We start from the raw sequence: 17,109 nt of genomic DNA on the forward strand, positions 1-17,109 counted from the left end.
GTAATGGAGTTGATCAACAATCACCTTAATTTAATAAGTTTACAAAAAGAAAAGATTATGGTGGTAATGGTAACAAACGTAGATAATCATACAAACAAGTTTGATGATTACGAGAAGAATTCTTTAACTTCCGAATATTTAAGTGAGTTAGAAATAGAGGAATTAAATAAGGGTTTTGAAGATTTTGGATTTCAAACAGTAATTCATTTTGATGAGACAGAGTTTATACAGCAAATTGTGGAGAATGACCATCCTATGCTAAGAGGCAGTCAAACTGGAATTGTATTAAGCATGGCACAAAAGGGAAAAAAAGTTGGTAGAAAATCATTGTTACCATCATTTTGTGATCTTTATAATTTAAAGTATACGAGCTCTAATCCTTATACCGTAAGCTTGTGTAGAAACAAGTATCATACAGGTATACTATTAAAAGGACACGGCCTTCAAGTTCCTCAGAGCTGGTTATATACTAAAAAAGGGTGGCTTTTTGGAAAAAAACCACCCGAAGGCATTAAGGTTATAATTAAGCTGAATAACGAATCAGCAAGTATTGGAATTGATCAGAATAGTATTATTAACTACGAAAGTTCATTTGATTCAACCATCCACCAAAGATTTATGGAATATGAACAAGAAATAATTGTTCAAGAGTTCATTGAAGGATATGAAATTGAACATCCTTTTATGGCAAGTGAGAGCATCACACCACTAATTCCTATGGGAATTCAATTAAAGAACAAAAAGTTTCTGGACGAACAAATTCTAACCTATGAAATTCGAGGTAAAGACCAGTATTCTTTCTATAATTACGCCAAATACAATGATGAAGTAAATCAAAAATTGATTGAATCGACTAAAAGGGTTGCGTTGATATTAGGAATCACAGGTTTTGGAAGAATCGATTACCGAATAAATCAAAACAATGAATTTTTTATCACTGATATTGCCACAAATCCTCACATTGTAAAACATAGTTCATTTCATCAATCATTTAAAGAATTAGGCTATACATATGATAAAATGCTTGCTACGTTTATAGCAATTACATTTGAGAAATATAGTTTATGACTCTGACCAAAACTGAATATCTGATACTAAAAAACCGTTTCCGAAGGATTTTTCTTTAGAATGTTCAATAAGATCTGGATGATGTCTATCAATATATGTAAGCCATTCTTCTCCAGAGATTCTGAGATTAGAATCAAATATATCTTTTATAATTTCATGGCGCTTCCTATAATAATTCTCATCACCAATTGAAGGTAAATAAGAAATGCTAGTCCACAATTTCATGGCCTTTAATTTGTTTCCTAACAAATATTCTACAACCATAAGATTGGATTCAATATAATACTGATAATATAGTTCAATATTCGATTTATTAATGAGTAAGTTTCTTAGGCCTGTTAATATGATTAAGGATTCTTCCAATTGATTAGTTGCAGCGTATAGAACTGATTGGTTTATTCGAAGTAAAATTCGATCTGCACTTGACTTTGTTTCTTTAAATATCTCTATAAATATTCCTAATCCTTCCTTTAGGGATATTTTTTTTGCTGCAATTCCGCTTAATACAAAATTGTTTAATGCAGTCTCAGTTCTAGGGAACTCCACTTCAGGGTGCTTTGTTATAAAATCAATCAATTTATTTGCATCTTTGTGGCTTTCCTCAAATTTCCCAAGAACAAAAGTATTTGCGACATGATTGTTTAAAGCAAAGTAGTACTGAATTGGATTAAGTGGAACTCCGCCCTCTTCTGAAGGTCCAAAATATTTAACACTTTTATGTGTGTTTCTTTGTGCTATAGAAATGGAATAGACTGCGCTAGATTTCCTACGCAATATATTTATTTTATCTTTTGCATTGAGATCATATTCGACCCTCTCGTGTAAATATAACATAAGGTCTTTTTCGACCTTCTTGGCACTTTCTTTGTCATTAATATGAATATAACTAATGATCAGAAGGGAAAGTATTCTTGACCATAATTCACTTTCTGCTTCTAGCGTATGAAGATCTTTATAGTTTTCTAAAATAGAAACTGAATCTTGACGATGATTTCTATCTATTTTTTTTGTCAAACACATAGCTAAGAGGTAGTCTCTTTCTGCTCTCAATAGAGTGGGGTGTGTATCTTCAATCCAGCTCAATTTTTCAATCGCTTTATCAAATTCTTTGTTGTTATAATCTGTATAAGCCTGTTGCATTAGTTCTATATATTCCTCTGCTTCGAGTTCTTTAATAGAAATAAATATTTCTTCGAGAAATTCCGTTTTTATAACGTCATTATTCCTTAACTTTTGTATATAAGCTAAAACATATAGTGAGGCTGCTTCTTTTATACAACTTGCCTTTAATAAAGCACGTGCTCTTGCAATATAGTCGTTAGGTTTAATTACTTTTAAACATTCAGCGTAAGCATAGTAATAAGTTTTGATATCCTCAAGTTTTTTTTCAAACAAACTTCTAATAAACTCATGAATAAAATTCACTTTTTTATTAGCTTGCTCAACAAAATATAGTTTATTTGCTTCTTTTATTATATGTTGTAACTCTTCTTGGTTTTTATTTGTGATTTTTTCCAGTTCAAAAAAAGTAAATGAAATTCCTAAAATAGAAGCGTATTTCAATACTTCCTCTACCACCTCGCCAGTTGCTCCAAGGTTTTTTAACCGGTCTTGAATTAATGTTGCGATTTGATTAGTATCAGCTAATTCCTCTAATTTAACAGATGATTGATCGTTTGAATCGTTAAGATAATTTATCATTTCTTTAGTAAGATGTAGATGACCACCTGTTATTGAATATAGACCATCTAGTAAATCAGTTTTTATGCCTTTTTTCAGTCCCATTGAATGTAAAACATTTTTATAATCATCCTTCTTGATCACATCCAATTTGTGTTTAACAAATCCAAATTGCTTTGAAATATCATTTTTTAAATCTTGATAATTTTCAAGTTGTTCATCAGTCCAATTGATTATGATTACAGCGTTTTTCAAGAATGAATTTTCGTTTTGATTCTCTTTCATTATTTGATAAAACAATTCAATTGATTTATCATCCCACCATTGAAAATTTTCTGCGTAAATCAAAAACCTTTTTTTACTAATGTGACGCATTCTGAAGATTATGTTTCGTTCGGTATCTGTTAGGTGTGAATTACGATTTCTAAATTTATTGTCATTAAAATTGAGTAATTCATGTACAAAACTCTCAAGTGCTTTTCCGAACAAGGGTACTGCTCCAGCCGTTTTAGCAACAGTACTCTTAAAAACTTCACTTTGATGTTTAGGGATATTTTGTTTAGATGACAGGCATTGTTCAATGGGGTAGTATTCTCTAGTAATACACTTTTTGTCTCCTTCCATAAGGAAAATTTCAAAATCATTGGTTAAAAAGAGCTCATTTATAATATCTTGTCGTAAATAAGTTTTTCCCGTTCCTGAAACTCCTTCAATTATAAAGAAATTATGAGAATCCTTAATTTTATTGAAAATCTCATGTTTTATTTTCCTCTGATGATCTAATAGAGCATGCTTCATTATTAACCTCCAAATAATTTATAGTTATTAGTATGTAACACTTAGATAGATTGCTTAATACTCCTCAGGGTACTACTTTTATACCACATTCATTATTCGACACATTTCTATATAATCCTCTAAAAATTTACAAAAGAATTAAATTAACTGATTCAAAAGCCCTTTTTATAAATATCTATTAGGTAATAAGGTCTATATTTGACGTGATTTTCCCAAAAGTTTTCCAAAAGGATTTTGAAGACCCATCAGCGAATACAATATTTTATGACAGCGGGATAAAGGAAGGAGTGATATCCGCTTAAACTTTTGTCGAAGTTTTCCAGCAAGATTCCTCAGCCCGTTTCGTGTTTAATGTTATATAGGAGTAGTGTATTGCATTTTTCACGGGTACACCTTAATTTTTACATCCACCTATCACCTCTACACAACAAGTACAGGCAATTCTGCATGTATCATCTACTTTCAGACATTACAAAGAACGACGATCAGCTGGAATTTCCAAGCAATATAGTCTGTACAGCATGCTCCTAATCATGACAAAAGTGTCCACACAACAGCATATCGGATTATGGGCTCTGAAATGAATTAGAACGAATGCACATGGAGGAGGCTGTAATGATGGCAAAAAAAGAAGTTGTAGCGATGCTGCTCGCTGGAGGGCAAGGCAAAAGATTAAAGGGATTGACCAAATCACTGGCCAAGCCAGCTGTTTATTTTGGCGGAACCTACCGCATCATTGATTTTCCTCTAAGTAATTGCTCCAATTCAGGCATCGACACGGTCGGTGTGTTAACCCAATACGAACCTCTGGTGCTGCATTCCTATATCGGCATTGGCAGTGATTGGGATCTGGACCGCAAAAATGGCGGAGTATATGTTCTTCCTCCTCATGAACGTGAAGATGGCAGTAACTGGTACCGCGGTACGGCGGATGCGATCTACCGTAACCTGAATTTTATCGAACAATTCGATCCTGAGCATGTGCTCATTCTGTCAGGGGATCATATCTATAAAATGGACTACGAGAAAATGCTTCAATACCATAAAGAAAAGGATGCAGATTGCACCATATCGGTCATTGACGTTCCGTTGGAAGAAGCCAGCCGGTTCGGGCTGCTCAACACCCACGATGATTATCGCATCTATGAATTCGAAGAAAAACCTCCTGAACCCAAGAGTACGCTCGCTTCCATGGGTATCTATCTCTTCAAGTGGGATGTGCTGAAACGCTTCCTGATCCAGGACGAACAGCAGGCATCCACCTCCTACGATTTTGGCAAAGACATCATTCCCTTGCTGCTTGAAAATGAAAAATCACTATACGCTTATCCATTTGAAGGGTATTGGAAGGACGTCGGTACGATCCATAGTCTGTGGGAATCCAATATGGACCTGCTGGATGAGGAAACTCCGTTTAATCTGAACGACCCGGACTGGCGCATCTATACCCGAAATCCGAATCAGCCTGCGCAATATATTTCACCATCTGCGAAGGTGCGTAATTGCATCATTAGTGAAGGCAGTGTTGTGCATGGTGAGGTTAATCATTCCGTCATGTTCTACGGGGTCGAGGTGGGGGAGAACAGTTCCGTAACCGATTCGGTGATCATGCCAAAAGTGAAGATAGGACAAAATGTGCGCATTCACAAAGCCATTATTGCCGAAGGATTGGTGATCCCGGATGGAGTACACCTGTCGCCCGCCCCTGAGGATGAAAGTGATATATTACTGGTTGATCAGGAAGAATTGGAACATCAGCTTTACGAGGGAATGACAAGCAAAGCCTAATCTAAAAGCCAAAAGGACGGTGCATGCGATGAAACCATTGATCGGAGTTATTAACCTTGACCATGAGCTTGAAGAATTGAAGGAATTGACGTACTTTCGCTGCGGAGCCGCGGTGCCTTATGCCGGGCGTTACCGTCTGATTGATTTTGTATTATCCAATATGATGAATGCTGGCATTGAGAGTATCGGTGTATTTGTCCGTCGCAAGTACCGTTCACTCATGGATCATCTGGGAGACGGTAAGCCTTGGGATCTGGATCGCAAGCATGGCGGCATGTTTATTTTGCCACCGGACTGGAACGATCCAACCGATACGTCACAAGGGGATTTGCAGCATTTTCACAATAATCTCGATTTCTTCCGCCGGGGTGCCGGGCAATATGTAGTTCATGCAGGCAGTCGGCACGTAACCAAAGCAGATCTGCAGGATGTGTACAGGTACCATATAAGCAAGGGCGCGGATGTAACTCTGGTCTGCAAAAAAGTGGATCAACTGCTGCCTGAACATGACGCCTGTGTCAAAGTTGAAGATGACGGGAACGGTAATGTGGTGGACATTCACCAAAGCGCCGATCATCCGAATATATATACAGAAATTTTCATTATGGAAAAAGAACTGTTCCTGCGTCAGGTGCAGCGCTGCATCGCTCATGGCGAAAGCCATTTCTTCCGTGATGTGATTCAGAAAAACCCGGATGGCTTGAACATTGCTGCGTATGCCTATGATGGCTATCATGCCGTAATTAATTCGATCGACAGCTATTACCGCAATAGTCTGGAACTGTTGAATAGCGGACTGTATGAACAACTGTTCAAAGAACAGCCTGTTCAAACCAAGATTAAATACGAGGCTCCTGCGAAATATCTGGACACCGCTGAGGTGAAACATTCCTTGCTCGCGAACGGTTGCATTGTGGGTGGGGAAGTGGAAGACAGCATCCTGTTCCGGGGGGTGCATGTGGCGAAAGGTGCCAAAATTAAAGGCTCCATTATTATGCAAAAATGCTACATCGGAGAAGGCGCCGTTCTGGAGAACGTCATTCTCGACAAAGATGTAAAACTAAGCGGCGGCCAAACGCTGATCGGCGACCCGTCGAACCCGTATATTTTGGCGAAGAGTACTATTATCTAATACCAACACGTAACCGATATCATCTATAAATATATATAAAATAAAAATCCTGTAGGATGGATTTAAGGTTCATGGGCGAAAGTTGTTTGGCAGAAGAGCTCAAAAGTAAGTGAAGGGGACGAAATCATTTCTGGAGAAGCGTAGCGTTCGCCTTTATCACTGTATTTTTTCATTTGAATAATACAATAAAGAAAATACAGGGATAACAGCGATTGAAAGAATGATTCGTAACCGTAACGGGCACATGCTCGAACCAAAATATTGAGTGTATGAACCGCCACTATCCTACAGGATTTCACCGGGAGGAACCTTCTTTTGTTTGACAACAAGGAAACGTTCAAGAGTATTTTTAGGCGGAATCTGGTTAGCAAATTGGGCAAACCGCTAACAGAAGCAACGCAGGAGGATGTCTATCACGTACTTGGAAGCATGATTCGCGAATATGCGGGTCAGGATTGGGCGGCGTCGAATCAGGGGTTTAAGCAGCGCCAGGATAAACAGGTCTATTACTTCTCGCTGGAATTCCTGATTGGACGTCTGCTCGGTAACAACCTGTTAAATGTGAATGAATTGGAACTCGTTCGTGACAGTCTGGCTGAACTGGGCTTCTCTTTGGAAGAGGTGGAAGAACAGGAGGCGGACGCAGGGCTCGGCAACGGAGGTCTGGGAAGACTCGCAGCCTGTTTTCTGGATTCATTGGCGTCGCTCGGTTATGCGGGACATGGATGCGGAATCCGATATAAATATGGCTTGTTTGAGCAAAAAATTATTAAAGGAAACCAGGTGGAATTACCCGATAATTGGCTCGAGAAGGGCAATGAATGGGAAGTGCGCCGTCCGGACAAAAAGGTGGAAGTGCAGTTCTGGGGCCGTGTGGAAGCCTATGAACAGGATGGACATTACCAATTTGTCACGAAGGATGCCGAATCGGTTGTAGCTGTACCTTATGATGTGCCTGTGATTGGTTATGGCCAGCCCCATGTGAACACCTTGCGATTGTGGAGTGCGGAGCCCAAGCGGGAGACTTCGCTCGATACCCCTTCGAACTATTACGGATATCTGGATTACAGCCGTTCGGTAGAATCGATCTCGGAGTTCTTGTACCCGGATGATTCCCAATACGAGGGCAAGCTGCTGCGTCTGAAACAGCAATATTTCATGTGTTCGGCAGGCGTACAGAGTGCTTTGCGTACATTTAACAAGCTTGAGCTTTCGTATGATCGATTGCCGGATAAAGTGGCGTTCCATATCAACGATACTCATCCAACACTCGTGATTCCCGAACTGATGCGTATTCTGATCGATGTCAAAGGCTATGGATGGGATGAAGCGTGGGATATCACGACCCGCACCGTATCGTATACCAACCATACAACGCTAAGTGAGGCGCTTGAAAAGTGGCCTGTAGCCATGATCAGCAAGCTGTTGCCACGCATTTATATGATTATTGAAGAGATCAACAAACGTTTCTGCGGAATGCTGCTCAATCGTTATCCCGGAGACCAGGATCGTATTCAGCAGCTGGCGATTGTTGCGAACGATCAGGTGCGGATGGCTCATCTGGCGATTGTGGGCAGTCATAGCGTAAACGGTGTCGCGGCATTGCATACCGAAATATTGAAGGAACGGGAAATGGCTCCGTTCTATGCACTATATCCTGAGCGCTTCAATAACAAAACCAATGGAATTACCCAACGCCGCTGGCTGATGCACGCCAATCCGAAGCTGTCGAATCTGATCACAGATACGATTGGAAGTGAGTGGATTAGGGAGCCGGGCAGACTGAATGAGCTGGTAGGCGTTGCAGATGATGCTTCATTCCAGCAGCAGTTCCATTCCATTAAACGTGATAATAAGGAGCGACTGGCCGCGTACATCCTGGATCATACCGGAAAGGCTGTTAATCCGGATTCCATTTTTGATGTGCAGGTGAAAAGGCTGCATGGGTACAAACGGCAGTTGCTGAACATTCTGCATGTCATGCATTTGTATAACCGTCTCAAGAGCGATGCTTCGTTTGATATCGTGCCACGAACGTTCATTTTTGGAGCAAAGGCAGCGCCCAGTTATTATTTTGCCAAGAAAATTATCAAGCTGATTAACACGGTGGCAGATACGGTGAATCGTGATGCGGCCGTGAAAGATCGCCTCCAGGTATTTTTCCTGGAGAACTATTCGGTCTCTCTTGCCGAGAAAATCATTCCTGCCGCGGACGTCAGCGAACAGATTTCAACCGCAGGCAAGGAAGCCTCCGGTACGGGGAACATGAAGTTTATGATGAACGGTGCGTTAACCATTGGTACCATGGACGGCGCGAATGTCGAGATGGCAGAGCAGGTCGGTCAAGAAAATATGTTCATCTTTGGTCTGAGTGCAGACGAAGTGCTTGAATATTACCGCTCCGCCAGTTATCGGCCAAGTGAGATTGTGCAGCAGGATGAACGAATTCGCGAGGTAGTGGAGCAACTGGTACATCCGGGAGCGTTCTGTGAACGTGATGGTGAATTCTGGGACATTTACGATTCCTTGCTGGCACATGGTGACGAGTACTTTGTATTACGTGACTTTGCTGCCTATGCCGATGCTCATGCTGCCATTGATTCGTCATACCGCGATGTATCGGGCTGGACCCGCAAGGCGGTGCTGAATACAGCTCAATCCGGCATTTTCTCCAGTGATCGCACCATCAGTGAATATGCGACTGATATCTGGGGCATTCATCCGGTGTCTGGACACTGGAAAGGTTAAAGAATTATTGTTTAACAATTAAATCCCCTTGTTGCACAAGGGGATTTTTTGTATGTTGAGAATTGTAAGGCTTATGTTCATAATCATACCTTACTCAGCTTTCACCAAAAGTCCAAATATTTTTTTGAACAGAATGGTCTGTTCAGAACGCATGTTTGCCAATACATAAGAAATTTTTGATAAACAACAAGTTCGCACGCAATATCAAGAAAATGATTTTGATCTCAGCCATACTAAATTAAGAAATCGTTCCATACTTTGAACCAAGAAAAGGGGATCACTCGCCATGGATCATTACACTCGCATCCAGCTTGCCATTGCGTATCTGGAGCAGCATTTGCAGGATGAATTCAATATCAGGGAGGCGTCAGCCGCTGCCAGTTTTTCTGCTTTTCATTTCCAGCGTTTATTTCAGGCGATAACGGGATTTACGGTACTGGAATATGTGCGCAGACGAAGATTGACCGAAGCCGCAAATCACTTGCAGAACACCTCGGAAGGCATCTTGGATATTGCTTTGAGCTTTGGATATCAATCCCAGGAAGCATTTACCCGTGCCTTTACAGCCCACTGGGGCATGACACCTGCCAGATTGCGCAAGTTGGACGAGCAACCATCGCCCTTGAAAATGCAACGAAGTATTGATTTTAACGATTATCGTACTCGGATTGGAGGACAATTTCATATGAACACACCTCGTCTGTTAACACTGGAACCGAACTGGATTATTGGCTATGAATACAAGACGAACCTGAATGGAAATCAGCACTATGCAGAAATACCCGGGTTCTATCACGACTTTGGGGCAGAGCAGAAATTTATGAACATCCCTGAACGGACACGTCCGGATATAGCCTATGGTGTAGCTTGTCGTTTCGAAGATGATGGAGCGTTCACCTTTATTGTGGGGGAGGAAAGCCTTGCAGCATCTCCGGTACTTAAACCTGGCTATTCTTCCATTGAAATTCCTGGCGGTTTATACGCCGAGTTCACAGTGGAAGGGTCGGGACAAGATATCCGCAAAATGATATATGGCAGCTGGCTTCCGCAGTCTAACTATGAACGAAGGGAAGGACCGGATTTTGAGGTGACGGATGTATGGAAGTCCACGCCTGAGCAGCTGGACATGAAGATCTATATCCCTTTAAAATAGACCTTACCGCGCTCTGCGGAATTAAGGTCGGAGGTATGAAGGGAATGAACGAACGTTCGTGGCTCCACTCCAGATGGATGCTTGTTATCGTTGCCAGCATGGCAGTACTGTACATGTTGATTATGGGTAACCTGCTCTTTGTCAGCGGGAGAACGCCTGGCGTGAATTATCAATATAATCTGGTACCATTGGAAACAATCAAGCCTCTTCTTTTTGAAAAGAACAGATACCCTACGGAAGCCTGGGTGAAGAACCTGTTTGGGAACATTGTTTTGTTCATACCGCTTGGGATATGGATTCCCTGGTTATTTCGCAGGTGCCGAAAGTTTTTGCGATTTACAGGTATTGTCGTCTTACTTTTGTTAGCTGTTGAGATTACGCAATTGATGACCCGTGTTGGTTCGTTTGATGTCGATGACATTATTTTGAATACGGTGGGTGCCTGGATTGGATACATAGGGTTTGCCTTATTCATATTCTCACAGGGAAGGACTCGAAATTGAACTGCGTATAGCGGTCAATGATCGGGTCTTTTTGTGTTCATGGATCTTTTCTGTTTATAAGAGGGGCATTTCGGATAAAACATACTAACGGGTTATATAGTAAAGAGTGATGAAAGTGAGGTGGTCTATATCGTTTGGTGGAAAGAGAGTGTGGTGTACCAGATCTATCCCAACAGCTTCAAAGATTCGGATGGGGACGGTCAGGGTGACTTGCAGGGGATATATGACAAGCTCGATTATTTGACTGGGCTGGGCGTGGATGTGATTTGGATCTGTCCTATTTACGATTCTCCTGGTCATGATAACGGATATGATATCCGAGATTATTACTCCATTTTACGTAAGTATGGCACAATGGAGGATTTTGACCGTTTGCTGGCTGAGGCGCACAAGCGTGGTCTCAAGATCATGATGGATCTGGTGCTGAATCATACGTCGGATGAACACGTGTGGTTTGCCGAATCACGTTCATCGAAAGTGAATCCGAAACGGGATTATTACATTTGGCGTTCAGGCAAAAATGGTCAGGTTCCAAACAACTGGGAGTCCTATTTTGGGGGTTCTGTGTGGAAGCATGATCCGGAGACGAATGAATATTATTTGCATCTCTATTCTGAACACCAGCCTGACCTGAATTGGAACAACGCACAGATGGCAGAAGAGATGTATGAGATGGTACATTGGTGGTTGCAAAAAGGTGTGGATGGTTTCCGTTTAGATGCGGTGGCGCATATCGCCAAGGCAGAGGGGTTACCCAGCGTACATAATCCGGATAATCTGCCGGTCGTTCCTGCGTACCAGCTTTTTTCCAACCTCGAGCAGGTACATTCGATTCTGAACAAACTTAACGATATGATCCTGAAGCCGTATGGTCCAATGACTGTTGGAGAGACTTCCGGGCTTGGACCGGGACAGGCGCTGGCCTATGTTGGGACAGATCGGAATGAGCTCAATATGGTGTTCCAGTTTGAGCATATGTTTGTGGATGCCCGATCGTCCGGAATTGGCAAATGGAACTTTCGGGAGTGGAAGCTGCCCGAGCTGAAAGAAATTATGAGCCGCTGGCAAACCGTGCTGCATGACAGAGGCTGGAATGCCAATTACATGGGCAATCATGACCAGCCGCGTCCGGTATCCCGTTTCGGTGATGATGGAAGGTACAGGGTGCGCTCTGCCCAGATGCTGGCTACGTGGATGCTCACTCTGGAGGGTACGCCTTACATTTATCAAGGGGAAGAGATCGGCATGACCAATGTTGCTTTCCCTGATATTGAGGATTATCGTGATATTGAAACGATGAATTATTATCGGCAGCATATCGGTCAGGGGCGAGCGAAACATGAAGTCATGCAAGCGATCTGGCGCAAGAGTCGTGATAATGCCCGTACACCGATGCAGTGGGATGATACGAATCATGCGGGATTTACCGATGGTGAGCCATGGATTCAGGTGAATGCGAATTATCCTGAGATTAATGTGGCGGATGCCGAACGTGATCCCAAGTCCATTTTGCATTATTACCGTAAACTAATCGCACTTCGCAAACAACATAAAGTACTTATCTATGGGGCATATGAGCTGCTTTTGCCGGATGATCCCGATATTTATGCCTATACCCGAACGCTGGATGATGAGCAGATGCTTGTTATTCTGAATTTCCGTGAACATGAGCCTGAGATGCAATGGCCTGAAGGGTGGAACGATGAGAATGCCAAGACGGTCATCAGCAATGTCAGCAGACGTTATTCCACCGATAAGGGCGCAATTCTTCTTCAGCCTTATGAAGCACGGGTTTATCGAATGCAGCGATGAGACATCATTTTGCTTTGGCGAAGAGTTTTGAATTATAATATAGCTTGAAAATCAAACCAAACAAACGCATATGTCAGGAGGATACCACGTTGCTGAATATTACCTACCACGGACACTCCAGTGTACAACTGGGCACAGAAGAGAAGTCGTTGATCATTGATCCTTTCCTGCGCGGCAATGAGCTTGCTGTCACCAAACCGGAAGACATCAAGACGGACGCCGTTTTACTGACACATGCACATATGGATCACATTTTGGATGCTGAACCGATCGCCAAGGCCAATAATGCCAAGGTGGTTGCGATTGTGGAACTGGCTACATATATGTCATGGAAAGGCCTGGACACCCTTGGCATGAACATGGGAGGAACCGTGGATCTTGGTTTTGCGCAAGCCAAAATGATCCAGGCTTTCCATACGTCCGGAATCGTGCTGGAAGAGGAACAACGGATCATGTACGCAGGATTGCCTGCAGGATATATTATTAACATTGGTGGCAAAACCATTTTGCATGCCGGTGATACTAGCCTGTTCGGTGATATGAAAATGATTGGTGATCGCCATGATATTGACGTAGCATTACTGCCTATTGGTGGACATTTCACCATGGGACCAGAGGATGCTCTGCAAGCCGCTGAATGGTTCAATGCCAAGCTGACGATTCCGGTGCATTATGATACGTTTCCGGTGATTCGTCAGGATGCCGAGAAGTTTGTGGAGCAGCTTGCTTCCAAAGGACTGGAAGGCCGTGTGCTGGCACCGGGACAATCCCTTACCCTGTAATGCTCTTCTAACCCCTGTTTAATCATAAAAGCAAAACGAAGCTAAAGACGAATACCACGTCAAGATAACTGACGTGGTATTCGTCTTTTTTCGGTTTAAAATTCAATTTTGTACGCTACAGTTGGTGCAAATGACAAAAACCTTGAAATCCCATTGTTGAAGTTCATCCTGAAATGTTATAAAAAATTACACGGAAACCAAACGGAAATCCGAATTGACCGAAAAATAGGGGGAGCGTTCATGTCATTTGTGAAATCATTGTTTTTTCAAATCATTGTAGCGGTTATCATCGGGATTGGTGTAGGCATTCTGTGGCCTGATCTGGGTAGTCTGCTGCAACCGCTCGGAACAGGTTTTATCAAGTTGATCAAAATGATCATTGCTCCATTAATCTTTATGGTGATCGTAACAGGCATTGCCAAGATCGGTGATCTGAAATCAGTTGGACGTATTGGGTTCAAAGCCATTCTGTGGTTCGAAATCGCAACGACGGTTGCGCTGGTCCTTGGACTAGGCACAGCCAATCTGCTTCGTCCGGGTGCAAATATGAGCGTGGACCCCTCAACCCTTGATGCAAGTGGCATCGAAGCCAAAACTAATGGCTCTGAACTGCCGCATATCGTCGATTTTATTATGAACATTATTCCAACAAGTGTAGTAGATGCTTTTGCACAAAATGCATTGCTGCAAGTGCTGCTCGTTGCCTGTTTGTTTGGGGTAGCCTTGGCAGCAACGGAAAGTAAGGCGAAGGAGAATGTGCTGACGCTGATTGAAAATGTATTGGGTATCTTGTTCCGCATTATTGGATACATTATGAAACTGGCACCGATCGGAGCATTCGGAGCCATGGCATACACTGTTGGAGCGTATGGGGCTTCCACGCTGTCCTCCTTCGGTTTGCTAATTGTTGCTTGTTACGGGGCCGCGTTACTGTTCCTGGTGATGCTTGCGCTGGCTGCCTGGTGGATTACAGGACTGAACTTTCTGCAATTCGTAAAATATACACGTTCCGAAGTGATGCTGGCGATTGGCACAGGTTCCTCGGAAGTTGTTATGCCCCGCATGATGGACAAGCTGACCAAAGCAGGCTGTGATCGTGCTGTCGTTGGCCTCGTGGTTCCAACAGGGTACTCGTTCAATCTGGATGGAGCTTCGATCTACCTTTCGCTGGCAACGGTTTTTCTGGCTCAGGCGGTTGGCATTGATCTGACGCTGGGACAAGAGATTACAATTTTACTGGTGTTAATGCTTAGCTCCAAAGGTATGGCGGGTGTACCTGGCTCCGCATTCCTTGCTTTGTCTGCTACAGCAGCGGCCCTGAATGCATTCCCGGTAGCTGCTGTTGCCTTACTGCTCGGTGCAGACCGCTTCATGGATACCATGCGAGTATTCACGAACTTGATGGGGAACTGTGTTGCGGCATTTGTAGTGGCGAAATGGGAAGGGCTGTTGGATCAAAAACGCATGCGGGCTGTGCTCTCCGGGGAGATCAGTGCCGAAGAACTGGAGAGAGAAGAACAAGCGTACTTGTCCTCGGTGAAGTTGAACAAAAGGGAACAGGGACAAGGAATGGTTTCAACGGATATGCTGTAAGAAACAGGAATTGAACGGGCTTCGTATGTAGTTTTAACTCATCTCATATCTTTAAATTTGAACCGTCTGTTTACCCGCATGGAATCATGGGGGAAACAGACGGTTTTTGTCGTTTCAGATACAGATATCATGGAGTTCTCGAACGCAAGCAGCAAAATAATTGTTACAGAGGAATCATTAATGGGGAATGTGTAGAAGAGGAAAAAGATAGCATATTAAAGTTTCAACTTGTATATACATGTTTAGTTATGTAATATATAAATGAAGTTAGGCCAAGAGAACCACATAAGCAATACAATTTATTGGAGGCGTTAACATGAGTTCAACCAACACAACTTCATCATCGTGGTGGAAGACTTCCACGGTGTATCAGGTATATCCCAAGAGTTTCAACGATACAACTGGATCGGGTACCGGAGACATTCGGGGATTGACCGAAAAGCTGGATTACTTGCAACATCTCGGTATTGATATCGTGTGGCTGCAGCCCGTATATGTCTCTCCACAGCATGATAACGGTTATGACGTAGCGGACTATTATCGGATTAATCCTGATTTTGGTACGATGGAGGATTTTGACGAACTGCTTAAAGGTCTGAAGGCACGTGACATGAAGCTGATGATTGATATCGTGGTGAATCACTCTTCTACGGATCATGAGTGGTTCCAGCAATCACGCTCTTCCAAGGATAACCCATATCGCGATTATTATATTTGGAAGGACCCTGCTCCGGACGGCGGTGTGCCGAATAACTGGAAATCCAAGTTCGGTGGACCTGCATGGCAGTATGATGAGCAGACAGAACAATATTTCCTGACGTTGTTTGACAAAACACAGGCTGATTTGAATTGGGAGAACGAGCAGGTACGCAAGGCAGTACGGGACATGATCAAGTTCTGGGCGGAGAAGGGTGTAGATGGTTTCCGTATGGACGTCATCAATCTGATCTCCAAGGACCAGCGTTTCCCCGATGATGATGGTAGCGTTTCCCCAGGTGACGGACGTAAGTTCTACACCGATGGACCACGTGTGCATGAGTACATTACAGAGATGTATGAAGAGGTGTTTGGACCATACAATATGGTAACGGTTGGGGAGATGTCTTCGACTACGCTGGAGCACTGTATCAAATATTCGACCCCTGCTTCCCGGGAATTCTCCATGACGTTCAACTTCCACCATCTGAAAGTAGATTATCCGAACGGACAGAAGTGGGAGCTGATGCCTTACGATTTTGAAGCGATGAAACAGCTATTTAGTGAGTGGCAGACAGGCATGCAGGCAGGTGGGGGATGGAATGCATTGTTCCTGAACAACCATGATCAACCGCGGGCGTTATCTCGTTTCGCTGATGATGGCGATTATCGTGCTGAGAGTGCCAAAATGCTCGCTACAACCATTCATGGCATGCAGGGAACACCTTACGTATATCAGGGCGAAGAGATCGGGATGCCGAATCCGGTCTGGAACGACGTTAGCGAGTTCCGTGATATTGAATCGACAAATATGTACCGACTGCTTCAAGAAGAACGGGGCAATTCAGCCGAGGAAGCATTCCAAATTGTGAAAGAGCGTTCGAGGGACAATTCCCGGACACCGATGCAATGGGATGGAAGCGAGAATGCCGGATTTACAACGGGTACACCGTGGATCAAAGTGGACGAACGATATCCTTCGATTCACGTGGCTCAGCAGATGGCTGACCCGAATTCAATCTATTATCACTATCGCAGGCTGATTTCTCTGCGCAAACAGGTTCGTGTGCTGACCGACGGTCTGTATGAACGTTTGGACGATGCACATCCGGATGTATTCGCATATGCACGGACCAATGGAAGCGAGACGCTGCTTGTGGTATCCAACTTCAGCAAGCTGGACGTAAAATTTGCTTTCTCTGAAGCCGTCTGGAATGCTCACATTGCGGGTAAATCCGCAGAGCTGCTGATTGGCAATACGGAAGTATCCCCTGCACTGGAGCAAGAAATCTCTCTGAGCCCGTATTCATCCTATATGTGGCTTGTACCGCAACAGGACTAATTCACATCATATAA

At 43.1% G+C, this 17,109-nt stretch carries 11 protein-coding genes; 10 read left to right on the top strand and 1 reads right to left on the bottom strand.

Going from position 1 to position 17,109, the window contains the following annotated elements; translation table 11 throughout:
• Window positions 1-3 precede the first annotated feature (3 nt).
• Window positions 4-1,068 carry a D-alanine--D-alanine ligase family protein gene (locus ACFVQB_RS03540; RefSeq protein WP_379435032.1) on the top strand — a complete coding sequence of 355 codons (1,065 nt, stop codon included), beginning with the start codon at window positions 4-6 and terminating at the stop codon, window positions 1,066-1,068.
• Here the strand turns inward: ACFVQB_RS03540 and ACFVQB_RS03545 are convergent.
• Complete coding sequence (locus ACFVQB_RS03545) at window positions 1,063-3,546, bottom strand: hypothetical protein (RefSeq protein ID WP_379435033.1); 2,484 nt, start codon at window positions 3,544-3,546, stop codon at window positions 1,063-1,065. The two genes, ACFVQB_RS03540 and ACFVQB_RS03545, sit on opposite strands and share 6 nt — an antisense overlap.
• A gap of 618 nt (window positions 3,547-4,164) precedes the next feature.
• Here ACFVQB_RS03545 and ACFVQB_RS03550 point away from each other — a divergent pair.
• The 9 genes from ACFVQB_RS03550 (at window position 4,165) to treC (ending at window position 17,095) form a co-directional block, all read left to right on the top strand.
• Window positions 4,165-5,334 carry a glucose-1-phosphate adenylyltransferase gene (locus ACFVQB_RS03550; protein ID WP_379436277.1) on the top strand — a complete coding sequence of 390 codons (1,170 nt, stop codon included), beginning with the start codon at window positions 4,165-4,167 and terminating at the stop codon, window positions 5,332-5,334.
• A gap of 28 nt (window positions 5,335-5,362) precedes the next feature.
• The gene (gene glgD / locus ACFVQB_RS03555; RefSeq protein WP_379435034.1) at window positions 5,363-6,466 is read left to right on the top strand and encodes a glucose-1-phosphate adenylyltransferase subunit GlgD; all 1,104 of its coding nucleotides are present in this window, start codon (window positions 5,363-5,365) and stop codon (window positions 6,464-6,466) included.
• Window positions 6,467-6,781: 315 nt separating this feature from the next.
• Entirely contained in the window at window positions 6,782-9,214 is a 2,433-nt protein-coding gene (locus ACFVQB_RS03560; RefSeq protein ID WP_379435035.1) for a glycogen/starch/alpha-glucan phosphorylase, read from the top strand.
• A 286-nt stretch (window positions 9,215-9,500) separates the two neighbouring features.
• Window positions 9,501-10,367, top strand: a complete 867-nt coding sequence (locus ACFVQB_RS03565; RefSeq protein ID WP_379435036.1) for an AraC family transcriptional regulator — start codon at window positions 9,501-9,503, stop codon at window positions 10,365-10,367.
• Between the two features lie 44 nt (window positions 10,368-10,411).
• Window positions 10,412-10,870: a VanZ family protein gene (locus ACFVQB_RS03570; protein ID WP_379435037.1), complete on the top strand. Its 459-nt coding sequence runs from the start codon at window positions 10,412-10,414 to the stop codon at window positions 10,868-10,870.
• A gap of 120 nt (window positions 10,871-10,990) precedes the next feature.
• Window positions 10,991-12,682: a glycoside hydrolase family 13 protein gene (locus tag ACFVQB_RS03575; protein ID WP_379435038.1), complete on the top strand. Its 1,692-nt coding sequence runs from the start codon at window positions 10,991-10,993 to the stop codon at window positions 12,680-12,682.
• Window positions 12,683-12,771: 89 nt separating this feature from the next.
• On the top strand, window positions 12,772-13,464 hold the full coding sequence (locus ACFVQB_RS03580) for a metal-dependent hydrolase (RefSeq protein ID WP_063563389.1): 693 nt from the start codon (window positions 12,772-12,774) through the stop codon (window positions 13,462-13,464).
• A gap of 240 nt (window positions 13,465-13,704) precedes the next feature.
• The gene (gene dctA / locus ACFVQB_RS03585; protein WP_379435039.1) at window positions 13,705-15,057 is read left to right on the top strand and encodes a C4-dicarboxylate transporter DctA; all 1,353 of its coding nucleotides are present in this window, start codon (window positions 13,705-13,707) and stop codon (window positions 15,055-15,057) included.
• A 316-nt stretch (window positions 15,058-15,373) separates the two neighbouring features.
• A complete protein-coding gene (treC, locus tag ACFVQB_RS03590) occupies window positions 15,374-17,095 on the top strand; it encodes an alpha,alpha-phosphotrehalase (RefSeq protein ID WP_379435040.1) in 1,722 nt (573 codons plus the stop codon).
• Window positions 17,096-17,109: the final 14 nt, after the last annotated feature.

The sequence above is a fragment of the Paenibacillus sp. NPDC057886 genome, from assembly GCF_042796655.1.
Taxonomy (GTDB): Bacteria; Bacillota; Bacilli; order Paenibacillales; family Paenibacillaceae; genus Paenibacillus.

Coding starts and splice junctions, on each gene's coding strand:
- ACFVQB_RS03545 (WP_379435033.1), bottom strand. CDS start 3,546: ATGAAGCATGCTCTATTAGATCATCAGAGGAAAATAAAACATGAGATT.
- dctA (WP_379435039.1), top strand. CDS start 13,705: ATGTCATTTGTGAAATCATTGTTTTTTCAAATCATTGTAGCGGTTATC.
- glgD (WP_379435034.1), top strand. CDS start 5,363: ATGAAACCATTGATCGGAGTTATTAACCTTGACCATGAGCTTGAAGAA.
- ACFVQB_RS03540 (WP_379435032.1), top strand. CDS start 4: ATGGAGTTGATCAACAATCACCTTAATTTAATAAGTTTACAAAAAGAA.
- ACFVQB_RS03565 (WP_379435036.1), top strand. CDS start 9,501: ATGGATCATTACACTCGCATCCAGCTTGCCATTGCGTATCTGGAGCAG.
- ACFVQB_RS03570 (WP_379435037.1), top strand. CDS start 10,412: ATGAACGAACGTTCGTGGCTCCACTCCAGATGGATGCTTGTTATCGTT.
- ACFVQB_RS03550 (WP_379436277.1), top strand. CDS start 4,165: ATGGCAAAAAAAGAAGTTGTAGCGATGCTGCTCGCTGGAGGGCAAGGC.
- treC (WP_379435040.1), top strand. CDS start 15,374: ATGAGTTCAACCAACACAACTTCATCATCGTGGTGGAAGACTTCCACG.